We start from the raw sequence: 20337 nt of genomic DNA, 5'->3' as shown, positions 1-20337 counted from the left end.
CCGTCGCCATGCAGGAACCCCTCGACGCCATAGTGCTGCGCGATGTCGTGAAGAGCTTCCGGAAGAGGACCATCCGGGGGGAGTACACGACCTTCAAGTCCGAGCTGCTGCGCTGGTTGCGCGGCAGGAACAAGCCGAAGGAGGGGGGGCTCATCACCGCCCTGCGCGGCATCAACCTGCGCATCCCCCGCGGCAAGACGGTGGCCATCATCGGCCGCAACGGCTCCGGCAAGAGCACGCTGCTCAAGCTCATCACCGGCATCTACACGCCCACCTCCGGGGTGATGGAGATCAACGGTCGCATCTCCGCGCTCCTGGACCTGGGCGCGGGCTTCCATCCGGACTTCTCCGGCCGGGAGAACATCCTCATCAACGGCATCATCCTCGGCATGTCGCGCACGGAGGTGCGCGAGCGGATGGATGACATCATCGCCTTCAGCGAGCTGGGCGAGTTCATCGACGAGCCGGTGCGCACGTACTCCAGCGGCATGTACATGCGCCTGGCGTTCGCGGTGGCCACGCACGTGGACCCGGACATCCTCATCGTCGACGAGATTCTCGCGGTGGGCGACGAGCACTTCAGCAAGAAGAGCCTCGCGAAGATGACGGAGTTCAAGAAGCGCGGGAAGACCATCGTCTTGGTGACGCACGACCTGGGCACGGTGGAGAAGTGGTGTGACGAGGTCGCGTGGATCGACGGTGGCTACATCCGCCGCGTGGGCCGCCCCTCGGACGTCGTGGCCGAGTACAAGCAGGCCATCGCCCTGGCGGAGGCGCAGTCCGCCACCTTCACGCCGCCGGCGCTGACGGAGGACGGCGGCGCGCTGCCCCAGGTCAACGTGCCCGTCGAGGACGGCCCCGTGCGCCTGTCCGGCCTGCGGCTGACGTCGCCGGGCGGCGCGGAGGTGGCGCGGCTGTCCCCCGAGGTGGCGGTGGAGGTCTGCGTGGACTTCTCCGTCCAGGGCCCGTGCGCGGACCTGGAGTTCGAGGTGTCGCTCCAGTCCCCGGAGGGCCGGGCGCTCTACGAGACGAGCACGCGCGTGGAGTCGGTGCCGCTGCCGAAGGAGCTGCCGTCCTCGGGGCGGATGCGCTTCGTGCTGGAGCGGCTGGGCCTCTTGGCGGGCACGTACGTGTGTGTGGTGTCGGCACGCACGGCGCAAGGGGTGTCCCGCGAGCGCTGCACCTTCGAGGTGAGCTCCTCGGTGGCCGAGCGCGGGGTGTTCCGTCCGGCCCACCACTGGGTGGTGGAGCCCGTCGCGGTGCAGCTCCCCCCCGCGCTCGCGGGTGGCGGCCGTCCCTGAGTCATTCGGGTTGGCGGGAGTCGTCAGGGGGCGTATCCGTGCGGCCGGCACGCGAACGAGAGAGGCGGTACGGCGGTGAAGACAGTGCTGGAGAAGCTCGCCGGTGATTCACAGGCGCCCGACGCGGCGCCGGGCGCCGGGGAGCTGGCGCGGATGGTGGCCGTGGTGCGCTCGCTGCTGGAGGCGCGCCGCCCGTGTCTGCCCGGATCCTGCGAGGACGTGACGGCGCTGGAGGGCGCGCTGCGGCTGCTCACCGAGCAGCTCTACCAGGCCCGGCCGGAGGGGGCGCACGCGCTGTCCCCGCTGCAGGAGGCCTCGCGGCTGGCGGTGCCGCACGAGTTCGCGGTGCCGGACTCGCACCGCGCCACGCTGGGCCGCGTGGTGACGGCGACCAAGCGCGCCTTCATCGAGGGCCTGCACCCGTTCCACGTCGAGTCGCTGCGTCCCCAGGCCGACTTCAACAAGGCCGTGGTGCGCGTGCTGGAGTACCTCACGGTGCACCGCGCGCTGGGCCTGCGCGAGGACGTGTCGGCCTGGGCCCGCGCGCAGCTGGCGCCCAAGGCGGACCCGACGCGCTGGCGGGTGGCGCGCTCCCACCGGGGCGGCGCGCTGGGCTCGGTGGTGGAGGCCGCCAAGCGCTCGTACCTGTCCGCGGCGGGGCCCGTGCTGGAGGGGCTGCTCAAGGGACAGTCGGCCTGGAACGCGGCCATGGTGGAGGCCGTCGTCGCGGCGGCCAGCCCCACGCCGCCCGACGAGGCCACGGGCGCCCGGTGGGTGGCGGGGCTCGTCGAGCACAATGACCCGCTGCGGCCCGAGGCCCTGCCGCGCCCGCTGCGCGCGGGGGCGCCCTTGTGGACGGAGCTGTTGCGTCGGCAGACGCGCTTCAACGAGCAGGCGGTGCTGGCGCTGGCGGGTGTGCTGGGCACGCGCACCCCCGCGCCTCGTCCCCCGGAGCTGGGTGACTACGAGGGCTGGTGCGCGAGCCGGGAGCCGGCGGACCTGGAGGCCGCGCGCGAGGCGCTCGGGACGCTGTCCTCGCGGCCCCGGGTGACGCTCGTCACGCCCGTCTACAACACGCCCGAGTCCTTCTTCCGCGAGTGCGCGGACAGCGTGCGGGCGCAGCTCTACACGGAGTGGGAGTGGGTGCTCGTCGACGACGCGAGCACCGCGCCGCACGTCGCGGGGATGCTGCGCGAGGCGGCGGCGGGGGACGCGCGCATCCGCGTGGTGACGTTGGGGCAGAACGGCGGCATCGCTCGGGCGACGAACGCGGGCCTGGCGGTGGCGACGGGCGACTGGGTGGGCTTCCTGGACCACGACGACACGCTGGCGCCGCACGCGCTGGCGCGGATGGTGCTCGCGGCGGAGGCGGAGCCCTCGCTCGAGGTCCTCTACAGCGACGAGGACCGGCTGGACTCCGAGGGCCGGCGCACGGCGCCGTTCTTCAAGCCGGACTGGTCTCCGGACCTGCTGCGCTCGGTGAACTACGTCTGCCACTTCCTCTTCGCGCGGCGGCGGTTGATCGAGGCGGTGGGGGGCGTGCGCGAGGGCTTCGACGGCTCGCAGGACTTCGACCTGATGCTGCGGCTGAGCGAGGCGGCGCGCGGCATCGGCCATGTGCCCCAGCTCCTGTATCACTGGCGCGCCAACCCGGCGTCCTTCTCCAGCCAGGCGGAGGGGCTTTCGAAGGCGACGGACGCGGGCGAGCGCGCGCTGCGCGAGCACCTGGCGCGCAAGGGCGAGGCGGCCGAGGTGTCCAGCCCCGCGCCCACGCAGTACCGGGTGCGCTATCCGGTGAAGGGCACGCCGAAGGTGTCCATCATCGTCCCGTTCAAGGACCGGCCGGACCTGCTGGAGCTGCTGGTGCCGGGGCTGCTCTCGCGCACGACGTATCCGCACTTCGAGGTGCTGCTGGTCTCCAACAACAGCACGAAGCCGGAGACCTTCGCGCTCCTGGAGCGGCTGACGGACCCCCGGCTGGTGAAGCTCACCTGGGACTTCCCCTTCAACTACCCGGCCATCAACAACTGGGCGGCGAAGCAGGCCACGGGCGAGCTGCTGCTCTTCCTCAACAACGACATGGAGGTGGTGGACCCGGGCTGGCTGACGGAGCTGGTGTCGCAGGCGCAGCGGCCCGAGGTGGGCGCGGTGGGCTGCAAGCTGCTCTTCCCCGAGGGCACGGTGCAGCACGCGGGCGCGGTGGTGGGCATCACCGGCATGGCGGGCCACCCGTTCTGGCGGCTGCCGGACGGCCCCATCTCCACGCCGTTCGGCCACACCGAGTGGACGCGCAACTGGCTGTCCGTCACCAGCGCGTGCGTCATCTTCCGGCGCGACGTCTTCGAGGGCCTGGGAGGCTTCGACGAGCGCTTCCAGGTCTGCGGCAGCGACGTGGACATCGGCCTGCGGCTCAACCAGCGCGGCCTGCGCGTGGTGTACACGCCGCACGCGCGCCTCATCCACCACGAGTCCGCCAGCCGCCGCGCGGACGCCGTGCCGGAGTCCGACTACTGGTGGTCCTACGTGTCCTACCGGCCCTGGCTGGGGGAGCGCGGAGACCCGTTCTACAACCCGAACCTCTCGCTGCTCGGCACGGACTGCTCGCTCCGACGTCACCCGGAGACGGGCGAGACGCTGGCCCTGCGCACGCTGACGCACGACGTGCCCAGCGCGCAGGACCCGGCCATGGAGGCGCGGGCGCGGGCGCAGCGCCACCTGGTGGAGCACCTGGGCGAGCTGGACTTCACGCCCGAGCAGGCGGCGGCGTCCCGCGAGTCGGCGGGAGCGGCCCTCTCGGCCCTGCGCGCGCGGGGGAAGGTGCGCACGGCCACCTGGTTCATCCCCGCGTTCGGGCACGTCTACGCGGGCATCCACACGCTGTTCCGCTTCGCGGACCTGATGCAGCGGCGTCACGGCGTGCGGAGCGACTTCGTCGTCTACGACAAGCCGGGCGCGAGCCCCGGGGACTTCGAGGCCAGGGCGGCCACCGTGTTCCCCGGCGCGGCGGGGGCCTTCCGCGTGCTGGCGGGGGCGTCCGCGCTGGCGGAGCTGCCCGAGTGCGACCTGGCCATCGCCACGTACTGGACGTCCGCGTACCAGGTGCTGCGCCACCCGCGCGCGGCGGTGCGCGCGTACTTCGTGCAGGACTACGAGCCGATGTTCTTCGCGGCCGGCACCCAGTCCGCGCTCGCGGAGCAGACCTATCAGCTGGGGCTCCAGGGCATCTTCAACACGCCGGGCCTGCGCGACACGGTGAAGGCGCTGCATGGCATGGACGGCTTCGCCTTCGAGCCCGCCGTGGACTCGGCGCTCTTCCATGACCGGCGTCCGGCGCGCAAGGGCCCGGTGCGGGTGTTCTTCTACGGACGGCCCGGCAACGAGCGCAACGGCTTCGAGCTGGGCCTGGCGGCGCTGGCGCGGCTCAAGCGGGAGCTGGGGCCGGCGGTGGACATCATCACGGCGGGCGCCGAGTGGCATCCGGAGTCCTACGGCGTCCGCGGGCTGGTGACGAACCTGGGCGTGTTGCCCGCGGAGCGCACGGCGGCGCTCTACCGGGAATGCGACGTGGGTCTGTGCTTCATGTTCACCCGTCACCCGTCCTACCTGCCCCTGGAGATGATGGCGTGTGGCGTGACGGTGGTGACCAATGACAATCCCGCGAACCACTGGTTGCTGGAGGACGGGGAGAACTGTCTGCTGTCCGCGCCGACGGTGAGCTGCGTGCTCGCGCGGCTGCGCGCGGCCGTGACGGATGCCTCGCTGCGCGCGCGAATCGGTGCGCGCGCCGCGGAGCGTGTGCGCCGCACGAGCTGGGAGGAACAGGTGGACCTGCTGCTTGAATATCTGCTGACGCCAGACGCCGGGAGCGCTCGCGCCGCCGTCAAGTGAGGCACTCGCACGGCCCGCTCGCTCGGATGTGGGCCAGGCGGGCGTCGGATGCGTCGGGTAAGACAGGTGCGCGTGCGACTGGGCGCACCTCGTGGCTTTTACCCTTCACTGCCAGCACGTCCCTTGCCTGAGCGCCGCCAGTCATGGGAATGGTTGCAGGACTTACCGAACTTCGCTGGAAACGGACCCTCGGTCCATGTAGGCGGCGTCAATTCTCAACGGCCTATGTACAAAGACATCAAGAGCGAGCGCCCCAGCGGGGACTCGACGCAAATGAGCAAGGGGCTTCCATTGTGGACGCCGGCCGCCGGCCGCGCGCAGTGGGAGGCGGGGATCGCCGACGCGCAGGGCGCCAGGATTTACGGTCAGCAGGAGCGGGTGCTGAGCACGCTCATCCGCGCGGAGCAGAAGCGCCTGGACCGTGCCCTGTCCGTGCTGGAGCTCGGCTGTGGCTTCGGTCGTCACGCCGCCTATGTCACCCGGCTCTCGCACGTCCAGTACCACGGGTATGACGCCTCCGAGTCCATGACGGAGCCGCTGCGTCGCGAGGCGCCGCACCTGGCGAAGGAGCGCATCTTCTTCGGCGAGGACCCGCTCACCGCGGTGGGCGAGCGCCGCTTCGACGTGGTCTTCAGTGTCGCCACGCTGCTGCACACGCCGGGGGACCGCATCTCCAGCCTGCTGGAACGCCTGGGGCGGCTGCTGTCGCCGGATGGCGTGCTGGTGCTGGTGGAGAACCCGCTGGTGCCCACGAGCGTGTGGGACGCCTCGCAGCACCCGGGCGGTTGGCTCCACGCCTTCGCGGACGCGCTGCCGCAGGGGTGGGACCTGCACCACGGGCCCGGCCTGGTGGACGGCCAGGACGTCTACGTGCTCAAGCGTCACGGCGGCGAGGGCCGCCGCTACTTCCAGCTCACGGGGCCGGAGTCTCCGCGGGACGAGTCGCGGCCGGTGACGCTGGAGGCGCTGCGCGAGCGCGCCATGCCCCAGTTCCTGGCGTGGGCGGAGCGGGCCAGCAAGTCCCTGTCGGGGGCCGCGGCCACGAGCGCCGAGGCGAAGGTGGAGGAGCTCACCGCGCGGCTGGCGGCGGAGACCGAGCGCTTCGCGCGCCGCCAGCGGCTCCAGGCGCTGTCCGACGACCTGGCGCGCCTGCGGGCCTCGCGCGTCGCGTTCCCGGATGCACCCACCGCGTACACGCCGCCCGCGGGAATCCCAGGCTTCCTTCACAACGCGCCGTTGGACACGCGTTGGGCGGCCGTCATGCCCCGCTTCGGGAAGCTGATGCATGTCTTCCATCAGGAGTGGCATGGCATCCGCGCCGCCGCCGGCTACATGCCGGGGCAGAAGCTGGCCATCGCCTGCGAGCGCACGCTGGATGAGCGCGAGCTGCGCGCGGCCCTGGAGTTGGTGCAGCGCAGCGGCTGTGACACGGTCATCGTCCACTCGTACTCGCCCAACGCCCGCGACTTCATGGTGCTGCTGCGCCGGACGATGGGCTCGTCGGTGCGCATCCTCTCGCTGTGGCACGGCTCGTCGGCGCAGTTCCACTACTCGCTGGAGCTCGACTACTTCGCGCAGCTCGTGGACCTGAAGCGGCGCGGCGTCATCGACGAGGTGGCCACCGTCAAGCCGGGCATGCACCTGCTGTCCTCGGACATCTTCCCCAAGACGGTCATCAACCTGCCGCCGCGCGTGTCGGACGCCGAGCGCACCTCGCCGACGCGGCGGATGACGCGCGCCGCGCTCATCCCCACGCCCAATGACTGGCGCAAGAACTTCTTCACCAACCTCTTCGCCTGCCAGGCCTCCACGCGCATCGACGACGTCTACGTCACCGCGAGCTACAAGCTGCCCGAGGCGCTCAAGGCCCGCCGTCGCATCCACCACGTCGCGCGCCCCAGCCGCACGGAGCTGTTCGAGCTGGTGCGCCGGTGCGACATCGTCCTGAACGCCTCGCTGTCGGAGTGCCAGCCCATGACGGCGCTGGAGGCGCTCTCGCTGGGCATCCCGTGTGTCCATGGCACGTTGAGCATGGGCGCGCTGGATGCGCATCCCTATCAGCGGCTCTCGCAGATCGCCGGCGTGGACTCCGTGGAGGCCGTCACCGCCGCCATCGAGCAGGTGGTGTCGCTGCGCGAGCGTGCGCCCGAGGAGCTGGCGGGGATGATGGCGGACTACGCGCGCGCCCTGACGGCGGAGGCCGTCGACGTCCTGGGGGAGTTCGTTCAGTCATGAGCCCGCGTCGTGTCTGTCTCGTCACCGACGAGCTCTATCCCTTCACCGCGGGAGGCATCGGACGGGTCCTCCACAACCTGGTCGAGGACTCGCTCCAGCGCGACGCGGACATCGAGCTGCACCTGCTCTTCCCGTCGAACGCGACGTTGAACCCACGCGAGGTGGAGGAGCACTTCCAGGGCCGCGTGCGAGCGCACCGCGCCGCGCCGCGCGCCGACTGGGAGACGAGCATCGACGAGGGCGGCGTCTATCCGCCTCCGGGGGCCTTCACCGACACCTCCTGTCATGCCCAGTCGATGGAACTGCTGCTCGAGCTGCGCCGGCTGGAGTCCGAGGGCATCGACTTCGAGGTCATCGAGTTCCCGGACTACCGGGGCTGGGGCTTCTGCGCCATCCAGGAGAAGCTGCTCGGCTGTGGCCTCGTGGGCGCGCGGATGGTGGTGCGGCTGCACTCGACGGCCGGGATGCTGGCGCCCTTCGAGCGTCAGCTGCCGGGGCGCGAGCACCTGGGCCAGTACGAGCTGGAGCGCAAGGCGCTGCTGGACGCGGACCTCGTCGTCGCGCACATCCCCGGCGTCGCCGAGCTCAACTGCTCACACTACGGCTTCGCGCGTGGCTGGCTGGACAAGGTCATCCGGGAGTTTCCGCCCGTCGCGCCGAAGCGGGAGCTGGTGCCGCTGCGAGGCGAGGGTGAGCCGGACCTGCTGTTCGTGACCAAGGTGCAGAGCATCAAGCGCGCGGATGTCTTCGTGCGCGGAGCCGCCGCCTTCATGCGCCGCTGCTCCGAGTACCGCGGCAAGGCGGTGCTGGCCTGCCACGTCGCGAGCGCGGCGTACCTGGCCCAGGTCCAGGCGCTGATTCCGGAGGACCTGCGTCCGCGGTTCGTCTTCACCGGTCCCAGCAAGGACCGGGACGCGCTGATGCGACAGGGCATCGTCGTCATCCCGTCCGCCTACGAGTCCCTCAACCTCACCGCGTACGAGGCCGCCAGCGCGGGCGCCACGTTGGTGCTCAACGCGGCGTGCGTGGCCTTCGCCCCGGGCAGCCCCTTCGTGGACGGCGTCAACTGCCACACCTTCGATGGCTCGGTGGAGGGGCTCGTGGATGCCATGGAGCGCGCGTGGCGCTCCGGTGCGCTCCATCCGGTGGAGTGGACGGCGGACGCGCCGTACTGGGAGCGGCCCCAGCCGAAGTCCGAGCGGACCGGGAAGCCGCCCGACGAGCGGCGGCCTCGCGTCAGCGTGCTCATCACCAACCACAACCTGGGGCGCTTCCTCCCGGAGACGCTCGAGAGCATCGCGGACAGCGACCATCCGGAGATCGAGGTCATCATCGTCGATGACGCCTCCACGGGGGCGTTCGACCACGAGGTGCTGGCGCACATCGAGGAGGCCATCCTCGCCGGTGACAGCGGGGTGAAGCTCATCCGCAACCCGGTCAATCGAGGGCTGCCGGCCTCGCGCAACATCGGCCTGCGCGCCGCGACGGGCGACTACATCCTGCCGTTGGACGCGGATGACTGCATCAGCCCCACCTTCATCCGCATGGCGGTGGAGGCGCTCGAGCGTCACCGCGAGTTCGACGTGGTGGTGCCGTCCACGGGCTACTTCGACTCCGACGAAGCGCGGGCCCAGCGTCGCTTCATCGACTACGCGCTCTTCATCGGTGACTGCCCATCCCTTGGAATGGTCGCCAACCGGTTGGCGTGCGCCACGTCGCTGATGCGCCGCTCGGTGTTCGAGCGGGTCCGCTACAACGAGCAGCTGACGAGCTACGAGGACTGGGACCTCTACCTGCGGCTGGCCCACTCGGGCAGCCGGTTCCTGGTCACCAACGCGCTGCACTTCCACTACCGGCGGCGCAAGGGCTCGATGATTACCGGGGTCAACCGGCACCGGCACCTGGAGCTCCTGTACCAGCTCCACCAGGGCCTTCCCCGGCCGCTGCCCGCGGGTACGCAGCTGGCCATGTTCCTGTTGCTGGCCCAGCCGGAGCACGCGCTCCACGCGGCGACCACCGAGGCGGTGTCGACGGCGGCGGCGAGCGAGGCGCCCCTGCGCTACGACGTGGTGGACAAGGTCAACCGGGCCTTGAAGCGCGTGCCCGTGGTGCACCGGATGCTCAAGGTCGCCGCGGCCGGATTGACGCCGGAGGGCGAGGAGGTCCGGCCCATCCGTTATTCGCTGGTGGACCTGCTCAACCGAACCCTCAAGCGGATGCCGGCCGTGCATCCCCGCATGAAGCAGGTGGTTCGCACCACCAGCCAGTGGGGGCTCAGCCGTCGCTGAGCCGGCGGCGCCCGGAGAGACACGGCACGGTGTCCTCCGGGTGTCCTTCAGCGCCGACCGCGCAGGCGGTCCACGAGCTGCTGCCGCAGCGGGCGCGAGCTGTCCTCTGTCCCCACCACGCGTGTCGCGACGCCGCGCAGCGCGTGGTGGACGAAGTCGAGGCGCTTCAGCGTCCCGTTCACCCGGTCGACCACCTTGTCGAGCAGGGGACGGGGGGCTGCTTCCGCGGCCCTGGCGAGCGCCAATGACTCCAGTTTGAGGGCCTCGCCCTGGAGGATGCACAGCGAGCGCTCGGGGTGGAGCGCGAGGCGTGGGTGCTTCTGACGCAGGTAGGCCATCAGTGCAGGGCGGTCTCCCACCATCGACGTCCGCGTCATCGAGTCCTGTCTCAGCCGGTACTGGAACAGGGGCTCCGGGATGACGGAGCCGCCGAGTCCCCGCTCCGCGAGGGAGCAGAAGACATCCCAGTCCTCGAAGCCGGTGAGCCACTCGTCGTACCCGCCGACCTCTTCCAGGTGACTGCGCCGCATCAGCGCGGTGCAGGTGGAGGCCACGTTGGCGACCCAGAGCGCGTCACGCTCGACGCCCCACGGAGCCCAGCCCCCCGTCACGTGGGTGGCGTCCTCGACGAAGTAGGTCACCAGGGACGTCACGTAGCCGAGCCCCGGCGTGCCCTCCAGCACCGTGAGGCACTTCTCCAGGAAGGTCGGGGCGATGAGGTCGTCCGGGTCCAACGGCAGGATGTAGTGCCCTCGGGCGGCCTTCAAACCCGCGTTGCGTGCGGAGCTCAGGCCTCCGTTCTGCTTGCGGATGATGCGCAGGTCGGGTGCCTGGACCCTGTCGAGCAGCTCGATGCTCTCCGGGTCGGTGGAGCCGTCGTCCACGAGGAGGATTTCGTAGTCCGTGAAGGTCTGCGCGCGGATGGAGCGCAGCGTCTCCGGCAGGTATCGCCCCATGTTGAAGTAGGGCAGGAGCACCGAGACGCGTGGCGTGTCGGACCGCTCGCGAGCGGGTCGGGGGAGCACGTGGTTTCGCACGTGCGCCACGCCCTCCACGGCGGTCTCCCACTGCTTCACGACTCGCGAGGGGGCGTGGACGTCGGCGACACGGAGCGGGGCTTCGCGCTGTGCTGTCTGTCGAAGCTCGGGGAGGGTGAGTGCCTTCTCCAGCGTGGCCGCAAGGTGTCCCACGTCGCCAGAGCGGAAGAGCAGGCCGCTGCGGCCGTCCTCGAGGAGGTCCGCCAGTCCGCTCGCATCGTCGCCGACCACGAGCACGCCGGAGGACATCGCTTCGAGACAGGCTTCCGGAACTGGCCCCGAGGGCGCTGGGACACAGCACACGGTGGTCGCGGCGAATGCCGTTGCCAGCTCGGCGTCGGGAAGCGCGGAGTCGAAGTGGATGCGCTCGTGCCACGCGGGAGCGACCTGCCGCTCCAGCCAGCCACGCAAGGAGCGCCCGAAGGGGCCGGTCTCGGTGTCGTCTCCGATGAGGCGGAGCTCCGCGTCCACGCCTCGCTCGAAGAGCGACTGCATGGCCTCGATGAGGAGGTGGAGGCCCGCGCGACACTCGAGCCGGCCGGCATACACGACGCGTGGCCGAGGCGTCTGCGTGCGCCGGGTCGGGGAAGTGTCGCTCCGCACGACGAACGGCGGGGGCACCACGACACCCCGTGTGTCGAGCTTCAGTCGGGTGCTCACCTGCGCGAGCAGGGCGCGAGTGGGGGACAGCAGCAGGTCCGCCTCGCGAATGGACGTGTCCTCCAGGTGCTCCAGTTGGGCCGCGTCCATGTCCATCGTGGCGACGCGATTGAGCGCACGGGCTTCGTGGGTGGGGCCATGCAGCCGCACCGCGAGCACGGCGGAAGCGAAGTGGCCCAGGGTGCGTCGGGCGCGGAGCGAGAAGTAGCCCTCTCCCTCGTACTCGGGGAACTCGATGACGTCGAAGGGGTGGCTCGCGTGCAGCTCGCGCAGCGCGAGATACACCGCCATCGAGTGACGCAGGGGCGGGAAGGGGAAGGCCCCCGCGAACCCCGGCGTCAGCTCGGACGGTACGGTGTGGAGGTGGACGCCGGGCAGCAGCGCCCGTGTCTGTTCGAGGGCCGGATGCGGTGCGGTGAGCAGATGCACCTCATGGCCCGAGGCCGCGAGCGCGCGGCTCATCGACAGGGCAGGGTGGCCGATACCCTCGGCGGGGCTGACAGGCAGCGCTCGGCGGACCAGGCAGATGCGCACGAAGACCTCGGAAGCGAAGGGCTACCGTTTACCCGAACGGCGACGTCGCGAGGTGCCGCCGGATGGACGCGGAGTGGCTGCGCCGGTGCCCTTGTCGATGGGCTCCGGAGGCCGAGACGAATCCATCGCGTCGCTGCCCTGCGGTGACGTGAACGAAGGCACGTCTTGAGCCACCTCGCGCGCGCTGCTTTGCGACGACGCGGACTGCGCCTGCGTGCCGCTTCCGCGCGCGGCCTCCTCGATGCGCGCGAGCCGCCGCTCGACGTCCTGTCTCCAGGTGGCCTGGGTCCGCGCGTGCTCGCGCTGCACGTCGTGAATCGTCGCCAGCGCATCGAGGATGGACTCGTTGAACTCCACCTGCTTGCGCAGCGCCTCGTTGATGAACGGCTGGAACACGAGCCGGAAGGCGCGCTTCGCCAGCACCAGCGCGGGCCCCGTCAACCCGCCCCGGTGCGACGTCACCGGCCCCGCGTAGCGGCTGTCCATCTTCCCTCGCGCCTCGGTGAGCAGCGCGGGCCAGGGCGTGGTGACCGCCGGCCTCGCGGACGCATCGAGGACCTGGCGAAGCGACTCCCTCGCCTCGTCCGAGGGCTCCGGAAGCTTCAGGGTCTCCCTCGCCACCGTCTCGGCGGAGGGCGCTCGGGTCAACAAGTCCTCAGCGCGCATTCAAGCCACCTCGGGCAGAAGAAAGTGCCTCCACCAGCGCTGTCACGGCCTGCTCCGGATGCGCAGGCTCCATGGCGACCAGCCGCGCTCCCAACTGGCGACGCGCGGGCTCCAACACCATCGACGGCGCCGACGGAACATGCGTGCCACAGGCCCTGGCTCCCACGTGCGGCAGGAGGGCCTGCGCCACCAGCGTCTCCACTCCCAGCAGCACCACCGGCGCCGAGGACACGCGCACCGCGGTCTCCAGCGACGAGGACCCAGGCAGCGCACCAGGGCCCGGGCCCACCGGCTGGTCCGGCGTGAAGTGCCACACGGGCACTCCCTCCACGTCCTCGGGCCCCAGCGTGGCGGACGCCTCCTGTCCCCGGGGCCGCAACGCCAGCACCCGTGCTCCCGGCAACCGCTCCACCAGACGTCGCGCCAGTCGCGACGAAACGTCCTCGGGGCGCACGGTGAACGCGGGACACACCACGTCGACAGCAGCCTTCTCGTGTCCCAGCGCGGGCCCGCTCGGGCGCGCCGTGAGCAGCGACTCGAACGCCTGGCGCACCTGCTCGGCCACGCTCTCCTGTGAGAGCGAAGCCAGCCGGGCGCGCTGTCCCTGGAGCACCTCCGCGCGCAGGGCGGGGTTGCGGTCCAGCACGGCGAGCAACTGCGCCACCTCGGTCGGCGCATCCGTCAGCGTGGCCAGCCCCGCGCCGCCCATCGTCTCCGGAACCGCCGCGGCCCCATACGCCACCACGGGCACGTCGCGATACATCGCCTCCAACAAGGGCACACCGAAGCCCTCGTGCCGGCTCATCGACAGGTACGCCGACGCCGTCCTGAAGCACGCGGAGAGCTGCGCCGGACTCACGCGCCCCAGGAACAGCACCCGCTCCGCGCCGAGCACCTCCTTGAGCCCGTGCAGATACGCACCGTAGGCCCCGTCCCGATGCAGATACCCCGCGACCACCAGCCGGCTCCTCGCTTGGTACAGCCGCTGGTACGCGGTGAAGACGCGCAGCACGTCATCCACCTTCTTGCTCGGCACCGCGCGTCCCACGAAGAGGACGTTCGCGCACCCGTCACCCAGCTCCGCCTGCAGCGCCGGGTCCGGGGCCGTGTCGAACGCGCTCCAGTCGATGGCGAACGGCAGCGTCGCCACGGAGCCATAGCCCGCGGCCACCAGCTCCTCCGCGCTGAAGCGCGAGTAGCCGAACGCCCGCTCGATGTGCGGCCGCAGCTCCAGCAGCTCCTCCCGGGCCGCGTCGCACGCGGCGGCCACCTTCCGCTCGAACCCCTCGAACAGCCGGGCGGGCGTCACGTTGTGGTACACGAGCACCTTGCGACCAGGCGCCCGGGCGATGAGCGGCACCAGCCGCGACTGGAAGCTGTGGTGCACCAGCAGGAGGGAGTCCGGGCGAGCGTCTTTCGCGTACTCGCGCGCGTGGCGGACCTGGTCCTTGCAGGCGTCGTCCCAGTCCTCGGCGTAGATGTCCGACGCGTGGCCCCAGCGACGCAGCAGGTCCTGGAGATAGCGCACCTGGTTGCCCACCGCGTCGCCCCAGGCGAGCCTGGGCAGGAGCTGGTGGACCGCCGGGAGACCCGTCGTCGGGGGGCTGCGTCTGGATTCACTCACGCGGAGGCTCCCTTAGCGCCGCGAGGGGGAGCACACAAGCCCGAGGCCCCTGGCGCCTTGACCGTCAAGAACCTCTCCGATACGCAGGCACCCTCTCTGAGCACCCGAGGCCCGCGGCACATGAACGTAATGGTGACAGGAGGGTGTGGCTTCATCGGCTCCAACCTCGTGCGGTACCTGCGACGCGAGCGACCCGACTGGACGGTGCTCAATCTCGACCAGCTGACGTACGCGGGCAACCTGGAGAACCTCTCCGACCTGGAGGGCGACCCCCGCCACGTCTTCGTCCGAGGCGACATCGGCAACCGCGAGCTGGTGGAGCACCTGATGTCCGTGCACGCCATCGACGCCGTGCTGCACCTGGCGGCCGAGAGCCACGTGGACCGCTCCATCCTCGGCCCCGAGGTCTTCGTCACCACCAACGTGCTGGGCACCCAGCGGCTGCTCGAGGCCAGCCGCGCGCGCGGCATCCAGCGCTTCGTCATGGTGTCCACCGACGAGGTCTACGGCTCGCTCGGCCCCACGGGCGCCTTCACCGAGTCCTCGCCGCTCAACCCCTCCAGCCCGTACTCGGCCAGCAAGACGAGCTCGGACCTGGTGGCGCTCGCCTACCACCACACGTTCAAGCTGGACGTGGTGGTGACGCGCTGCTCGAACAACTACGGCCGCTACCAGTTTCCCGAGAAGCTCATCCCGCTCATGGTGGTCAACGCGCTGCACGACAAGCCCCTGCCGGTGTACGGCGACGGCGCCAACGTGCGTGACTGGCTCCACGTGGAGGACCACTGCCGGGCGCTGCTGCTCGCGCTGGAGAAGGGCCGCGCGGGCGAGGTCTACAACATCGGCGGCGGCGCGGAGCGGCGCAACCTCGACATCGTGAAGGCCATCCTCGGCCTGGTGGGCAAGCCCGAGTCGCTCATCCAGTACGTCAAGGACCGGCCGGGACATGACCGGAGATACGCCATCGACCCGTCGAAGATTCGCGCGGAGCTGGGCTGGACGCCCGCGCACACCTTCGAGGAGGGCCTGGCCCAGACGGTGCGTTGGTACGTGGACCACCCGGCGTGGTGGGGACGGGTGATGAGCGGCGCGTATCGCCAGTACTTCGAGACGCAGTACCAGCACCGCCTCCAGGGGAGGGCGTGACATGCGTGTGCTCGTCACGGGCTCGAATGGACTGGTGGGCAGCCGCGCCTGTCTGCAGTTGGATCAACGGGGCCACACCGTGGTGGGCCTGGGGCGAGGTCCCCGTCGCACCGGCGGCGCGTATGGCTACGTGGCGGTGGACCTGACGCGCGAGGCGGAGGTGGCCTCGGCGCTGGAGGCCGCGGCGCCCGAGGTCGTCATCCACTGCGCCTCCATGACGGAGGTGGACGCCTGTGAGCAGGACCCGGAGGCCGCCTACGCGGGCAACGTGCGCGCCACCGAGTTCGTCGCGCGGGGCGCCCGCAGGGCCGGGGCGCACCTGGTGCACGTGTCCACCGACTACGTCTTCGACGGCGAGGCGGGCCCGTACGACGAGGACGCCGTGCCCAACCCGCGCGGCGTCTACGCGGTGACCAAGCACATGGGTGAGCAGGCGGCGCGGGTGCTCGCGCCCGGCTGCGCCATCGCCCGCACGGCGGTGGTGTACGGCTGGCCTCCGGTGGAGGGACGGCTCAACTTCGGCGCATGGCTGGTGACGAATCTGGAGAAGGGCCAGCCCGCGAAGCTCTTCGAGGACCAGGTCGTCTCGCCCAGCCTCGCGGACAGCGTGGCGGCCATGCTGGTGGAGCTGGGCGAGCGCAAGCTCGGCGGCATCTGGAACACCTGCGGCGCCGCCGTGGTGGACCGGGTGGCCTACGGCCGGGCGCTGTGCGAGGTGTTCGGGTTCGACCCGAAGCTCATCATCCCCACGCGCATGGCGGAGCTGAAGCTGCCCAGCCCCCGTCCGCTGAAGGGGGGACTGAGGACGGACAAGGTTCGCACCCAGCTCGAGGCGAAGCCCCTGGAGCTGGCCGAGTCGCTCGCGCGCTTCCACGCCACGTGGAAGGCCGCGCGGGGGCACTGACGTGGAGAGGTGGACATGAAGGGCATCATCCTCGCCGGCGGCTCGGGCACCCGGCTGTATCCGCTGACCCGCGTGGTCAGCAAGCAGCTGCTCCCGGTGCACGACAAGCCGATGATCTACTACCCGCTCAGCACGCTGATGCTGGCGGGCATCCGCGACGTGCTCATCATCTCCACGCCGCAGGACCTGCCGCGCTTCCGGGAGCTGTTGGGGGATGGCTCGCAGTGGGGCATGCGCTTCGAGTACGCCGAGCAGCCCCGGCCCGAGGGCCTTGCCCAGGCGTTCATCATCGGCCGCGACTTCGTGGGCAAGGACCCGGTGTCGCTCATCCTGGGCGACAACATCTTCTACGGCCACGGGCTCAGCAACCTGGTGCGCAACGCCGCGCGCCGCACGTCCTCCGGCGCCACCGTGTTCGGCTATTACGTGAAGGACCCGCAGCGCTACGGCGTCGTCGAGCTGGACGCGAAGAACCGCGCGGTGAGCCTGGAGGAGAAGCCGGCGAAGCCCAAGTCCAGCTACGCCGTCACCGGGCTGTACTTCTACGACAACCAGGTGCTCGACATCGCCGCCGCGCTCAAGCCGAGCCCGCGCGGTGAGCTGGAGATCACTGACGTCAACATCGAGTACCTGCGCCGGGGGCAGCTCGACGTGGAGCTGATGGGGCGCGGCTATGCGTGGCTGGACACGGGCACGCACAGCTCGCTGATGGAGGCCTCCAACTTCATCGAGGTCATCGAGCGGCGGCAGGGGCTCAAGGTGTCGTGTCCCGAGGAGATTGCGTACCGGATGGGCTACATCGACGTGAAACAGCTGGTGGCGCTCGCCGAGCCGATGCGCAAGAACGAGTACGGCGAGTACCTGCTGGCCGTCGCGGAGAACCGGGGGGCGGTGTCGTGAAGGTCATTCCCCAGGAGATTCCGGAGCTGCTGCTGCTCGAGCCCAAGGTCTTCGGTGACGACCGGGGCTTCTTCATGGAGCTGTTCCACGCGAAGCGCTACGCGGACGCCGGCATCCCCGGGCCCTTCGTGCAGGACAACTACTCGCGCTCGGGGAAGGGCACCCTGCGCGGGCTGCACTTCCAGGAGCCGCAGGGGCAGGGGAAGCTGGTGCAGGTGCTCGCCGGCAGCGTGTACGACGTGGCCGTGGACGTGCGGCGCGGCTCGCCGACGTTCGGCCGGTGGGTGGGCGTGGAGCTGTCCGCGGAGAACCGCCGGCAGCTCTGGATTCCGCCGGGCTTCGCGCACGGCTTCTGCGTGACGAGCGCCACCGCGGACTTCCATTACAAGTGCACCACGCTGTACGCGCCGGAGGTCGAGCGCTGCATCGCGTGGGACGACCCGGACCTCGCCATCCCCTGGCCGGTGACGGAGCCGCTCATGTCCCCGAAGGACCTGCGCGCCCCCCGGCTGAAGGACGCGCAGGTGCTTCCTTCGCTGTAGTCGTCGCCTGGGCGGGCGACGGGCCCGCTCACATCGCTCCGCCCGCGCGCAGGTTGATGCCGTACTCGAGGTAGGCCTTGAGACACGACATCATGTGCATCCAGCCGCCACAGTTGCCGTAGGACGCCTGGACGTCCGCCGGGGTGTCCTTCCAGCCGGACTCGCGAATCTGGACCATCGTGTTGCCGGCATCGATGGGCGTGAAGCGCATCTCCACCCGAATCTGATAGCCGCCCGGGCCCGCCTCCCACTCGAAGACGAGCCGGGCGTCCTTCTCCACCTCGCGGACGACGACGTCGTGTTCACCGGGCACCTCCGCGAAGCTCCACTTCACCGTGGTGCCCGCAACCAGCGGCCCGCTCGCGGTCTGGACGAAGTAGCCGCTGAGCTTGCGCGGGTCCACCACCGCGTCGAACACCTGCGCCACCGGCTTCTGGACCTTCAGCTGCACCTGGAACCTGGGCTCCATCTCGTTGCTCCTCTCGCTGGGGTTCGGTCGGACAATATGTTATAGAATTATAACATGTCGAGGGCGGAGCGGGATGACCTCATCTTCAAGGCGCTGGCGGACTCGCGGAGGCGGGCGATGCTGGACTTGTTGAAGGAGGCGCCGCAGACGACGGGGGACCTGTGCGAGCGGTTCGAGGGCTCGCTGGACCGGTGCACGGTGATGCAGCACCTGAAGGTGCTGGAGCGCGCGGGTCTGGTCATCGCGGTGAAGGAGGGGCGCACGCGCTGGAACTACCTCGACGTCACGCCCTTCCAGGAGATCCACGAGCGGTGGATCTCCCCCTATGCACGGGAGGCGGTGGGCCTCCTGTCGAAGCTGAAGCGGGACGTGGAAGACGACTGACGCCCGCTGGACTCGCGGCTACAGGCTCTTGAGGAACTCCACCAAATCACCCCGCTCCGTGGCGTCCTGCACGTAGACAGGGTGGGGTGCCTTGTCGCCGCGCGCGGGGTCCAGCAGCGAGTCCAGCCCGGCCACCTCGCTGTCGTGGAGGAAGCGGTCCTTGCGCCCCAGGTCCAACAGCAGGGGCAGGGCGGAGCCACGCGGCTCACCGCGGCGGCTGGCCTCCACGATGACCGTCTTGTCGTCGAAGATGGTGGTCGGGTCGTCCTGGATGGGCGCGAAGGCGATGGTCCGGATGCCGGGCTCCACGGGGCGCTCGGCGAGCACCGTCGGGTTGTAGCCCGGGTAGATGCTCTTCATCGGCACGATGAAGGACGGGACGCGCTTGCTCTGGTCCACGTTGTGGCAGTTCGTGCAGCGCGCGGTGAACTGCTCGCGCCCCCGCGCGGCCCGGGTGGCGTCGAAGGCGACCGGCGCGGGCGCCTGGAGGCTGTCGGTGTACGCGTTGAGGTCCCTCAGTGCGTTCTCGTCCACGCGCAGGCCCACGGGCGCGGCCTCGGTGCCCGCCTCCTGGGGGACGGCCGTCGCGGTGACGTAGGGGAAGCCCTCGCCCACCACGCCGCCTTTGCCCGCCACCTGCGTCTCCTTGAGGATGGCCAGGTAGTCGTCCGCCAGCTCGGCGCCCGCGGCCTTGCCGCCCAGGGCCTGGAGGAAGGTGCGCCCCTCGGGCGTCACCAGGCTCGTGAGGTCCAGCAGCACGGTGTAGACGAGGTTGTTGAAGTTCTCGAGCCGCGCGATGTCGCCGGGCGTGCCCCAGGGCGCGGCCAGGTCCGTGCGGAAGAACGACGCGATGTGCTGCTGCGCGCCCGTGCCGTCCGGCGCGTCGTCGAACGAGCCCAGCGGGTAGAAGTCCGGGTTGCTCACGAAGGCGTCGACCTCCGCCTCCGTGGACTTCTCCGTGAGGCCCTGCTCAGAGGGGGCGCGGCCGATGGACTTGTCCCCGTTGGCGGTGAGCTTCACCTGGAGGAGCGGGTAGAGCGCGCGCGTGTTGGCCGCCACCGCGAAGATGCCGCCCACGTTGAGGTTGTGCGGCGTGGGGCCGTCGATCTGCTTGCCGACGGAGCCCCCGCCCAGGTTGTTCGGCGACTTCACCACCGAGCCATCCGTGATGGCGTGGCACAGCGCGCAGGACACGCCCACCTTGTCGCCGCTGGCGACGTCCAGCTTTCCGTCGCCGTTGGTGTCCTTGACCACGACGCCAATCACCGCGTTGGCGTTGATGAGCGCCACGGTGGTGGCCGGGTCATTGAGCAGCGGACCGCTGGTGCCCTGCGAGGCCAGCTCCGCCGCGACGGCGGCCTTCGTGGCGTCGTCCAGCGCGTCCACGTTGACACTGAGGCCCGCCTGCAGCGCCTGCACCGGGGTGAGCCGCGCGGCGACGATGCCCGCGGGCAGGCGCACCGCGTCCGTCCAGAAGCCCTCGTTGCCGAAGGTCTCGAAGCGGAACACCTGCTGGCCCCGGGTGCTGTCACCGCCCGTCAGGCGCGGCAGGTCCGGACCCTGGTCCGCGGGGCCGTCCTTCGTCTGGTTCTGGTTGATGTTCGGGCCGCTGTCCTTGCTCTTCGAGCAGGCCCCCTGCGCCATGGCAAGACTGGTGGCCAGGAACACCCAGCCGACCTTCCCACGATTCTTCTTCATCCTTGTTCCCCCAATGCTGACGCGCTTCGAAGCGCGCAGCTATTGAGGTCACTCGGGCGCG

14 protein-coding genes are annotated in these 20337 nt (G+C 70.5%); 9 read left to right on the top strand and 5 right to left on the bottom strand.

Annotated features, from left to right (window positions below):
• The first annotated feature begins 8 nt into the window (after positions 1 to 8).
• From FL311_RS09430 to FL311_RS09415, 4 genes are all read left to right on the top strand, one after another.
• Complete coding sequence (locus FL311_RS09430) at positions 9 to 1301, top strand: ABC transporter ATP-binding protein (protein WP_141324605.1); 1293 nt, start codon at positions 9 to 11, stop codon at positions 1299 to 1301.
• A 75-nt stretch (positions 1302 to 1376) separates the two neighbouring features.
• Positions 1377 to 5189: a glycosyltransferase gene (locus FL311_RS09425; protein ID WP_305036144.1), complete on the top strand. Its 3813-nt coding sequence runs from the start codon at positions 1377 to 1379 to the stop codon at positions 5187 to 5189.
• 273 nt (positions 5190 to 5462) lie between these two features.
• A complete protein-coding gene (locus FL311_RS09420) occupies positions 5463 to 7424 on the top strand; it encodes a methyltransferase (protein WP_194869133.1) in 1962 nt (653 codons plus the stop codon).
• Entirely contained in the window at positions 7421 to 9712 is a 2292-nt protein-coding gene (locus FL311_RS09415) for a glycosyltransferase (RefSeq protein ID WP_141324603.1), read from the top strand. The genes FL311_RS09420 and FL311_RS09415 overlap by 4 nt, the downstream gene beginning before the upstream one ends.
• A gap of 47 nt (positions 9713 to 9759) precedes the next feature.
• Here FL311_RS09415 and FL311_RS09410 read toward each other — a convergent pair whose 3' ends face one another.
• The 3 genes from FL311_RS09410 to FL311_RS09400 are packed head-to-tail and all read right to left on the bottom strand — an operon-like array spanning position 9760 to position 14233.
• Positions 9760 to 11943 carry a glycosyltransferase gene (locus tag FL311_RS09410; RefSeq protein WP_228556778.1) on the bottom strand — a complete coding sequence of 728 codons (2184 nt, stop codon included), beginning with the start codon at positions 11941 to 11943 and terminating at the stop codon, positions 9760 to 9762.
• A 21-nt stretch (positions 11944 to 11964) separates the two neighbouring features.
• Complete coding sequence (locus FL311_RS09405; protein WP_141324602.1) at positions 11965 to 12609, bottom strand: hypothetical protein; 645 nt, start codon at positions 12607 to 12609, stop codon at positions 11965 to 11967.
• Complete coding sequence (locus tag FL311_RS09400) at positions 12599 to 14233, bottom strand: glycosyltransferase (protein WP_228556777.1); 1635 nt, start codon at positions 14231 to 14233, stop codon at positions 12599 to 12601. The genes FL311_RS09405 and FL311_RS09400 overlap by 11 nt, the downstream gene beginning before the upstream one ends.
• Positions 14234 to 14353: 120 nt before the next feature.
• On the opposite strand from FL311_RS09400, the gene rfbB reads away from it, so the two are divergent.
• Genes rfbB through rfbC form a run of 4 tightly spaced genes read left to right on the top strand, consistent with a single transcriptional unit; the run spans position 14354 to position 17725 of the window.
• Complete coding sequence (rfbB, locus tag FL311_RS09395; protein ID WP_141324601.1) at positions 14354 to 15379, top strand: dTDP-glucose 4,6-dehydratase; 1026 nt, start codon at positions 14354 to 14356, stop codon at positions 15377 to 15379.
• Between the two features lies 1 nt (position 15380).
• Positions 15381 to 16283: an SDR family oxidoreductase gene (locus FL311_RS09390; RefSeq protein WP_141324600.1), complete on the top strand. Its 903-nt coding sequence runs from the start codon at positions 15381 to 15383 to the stop codon at positions 16281 to 16283.
• 15 nt (positions 16284 to 16298) lie between these two features.
• Positions 16299 to 17183 carry a glucose-1-phosphate thymidylyltransferase RfbA gene (gene rfbA / locus FL311_RS09385; RefSeq protein ID WP_141324599.1) on the top strand — a complete coding sequence of 295 codons (885 nt, stop codon included), beginning with the start codon at positions 16299 to 16301 and terminating at the stop codon, positions 17181 to 17183.
• A complete protein-coding gene (gene rfbC / locus FL311_RS09380; RefSeq protein WP_141324598.1) occupies positions 17180 to 17725 on the top strand; it encodes a dTDP-4-dehydrorhamnose 3,5-epimerase in 546 nt (181 codons plus the stop codon). The genes rfbA and rfbC overlap by 4 nt, the downstream gene beginning before the upstream one ends.
• 28 nt (positions 17726 to 17753) lie before the next feature.
• Here the strand turns inward: rfbC and FL311_RS09375 are convergent, their stop codons facing one another.
• Positions 17754 to 18194, bottom strand: coding sequence for an SRPBCC domain-containing protein (locus FL311_RS09375; protein WP_141324597.1), 441 nt, complete (start codon positions 18192 to 18194; stop codon positions 17754 to 17756).
• Positions 18195 to 18248: 54 nt separating this feature from the next.
• On the opposite strand from FL311_RS09375, the gene FL311_RS09370 reads away from it, so the two are divergent.
• Complete coding sequence (locus FL311_RS09370) at positions 18249 to 18578, top strand: helix-turn-helix transcriptional regulator (RefSeq protein WP_141324596.1); 330 nt, start codon at positions 18249 to 18251, stop codon at positions 18576 to 18578.
• Between the two features lie 18 nt (positions 18579 to 18596).
• Here the strand turns inward: FL311_RS09370 and FL311_RS09365 are convergent, their stop codons facing one another.
• Positions 18597 to 20276, bottom strand: coding sequence for a hypothetical protein (locus FL311_RS09365; RefSeq protein ID WP_228556776.1), 1680 nt, complete (start codon positions 20274 to 20276; stop codon positions 18597 to 18599).
• Between the last annotated feature and the right edge of the window lie 61 nt (positions 20277 to 20337).

Source organism: Myxococcus sp. AB025B, from assembly GCF_006518215.1.
GTDB lineage: Bacteria > Myxococcota > Myxococcia > Myxococcales > Myxococcaceae > Myxococcus > Myxococcus fulvus.
This window is presented reverse-complemented; position numbering and strand designations above follow the sequence as displayed.

Coding starts and splice junctions, on each gene's coding strand:
- FL311_RS09370 (WP_141324596.1), top strand. CDS start 18,249: ATGTCGAGGGCGGAGCGGGATGACCTCATCTTCAAGGCGCTGGCGGAC.
- FL311_RS09415 (WP_141324603.1), top strand. CDS start 7,421: ATGAGCCCGCGTCGTGTCTGTCTCGTCACCGACGAGCTCTATCCCTTC.
- rfbB (WP_141324601.1), top strand. CDS start 14,354: ATGAACGTAATGGTGACAGGAGGGTGTGGCTTCATCGGCTCCAACCTC.
- FL311_RS09430 (WP_141324605.1), top strand. CDS start 9: ATGCAGGAACCCCTCGACGCCATAGTGCTGCGCGATGTCGTGAAGAGC.
- FL311_RS09375 (WP_141324597.1), bottom strand. CDS start 18,194: ATGGAGCCCAGGTTCCAGGTGCAGCTGAAGGTCCAGAAGCCGGTGGCG.
- FL311_RS09405 (WP_141324602.1), bottom strand. CDS start 12,609: ATGCGCGCTGAGGACTTGTTGACCCGAGCGCCCTCCGCCGAGACGGTG.
- FL311_RS09365 (WP_228556776.1), bottom strand. CDS start 20,276: ATGAAGAAGAATCGTGGGAAGGTCGGCTGGGTGTTCCTGGCCACCAGT.
- FL311_RS09420 (WP_194869133.1), top strand. CDS start 5,463: ATGAGCAAGGGGCTTCCATTGTGGACGCCGGCCGCCGGCCGCGCGCAG.
- rfbA (WP_141324599.1), top strand. CDS start 16,299: ATGAAGGGCATCATCCTCGCCGGCGGCTCGGGCACCCGGCTGTATCCG.
- FL311_RS09390 (WP_141324600.1), top strand. CDS start 15,381: ATGCGTGTGCTCGTCACGGGCTCGAATGGACTGGTGGGCAGCCGCGCC.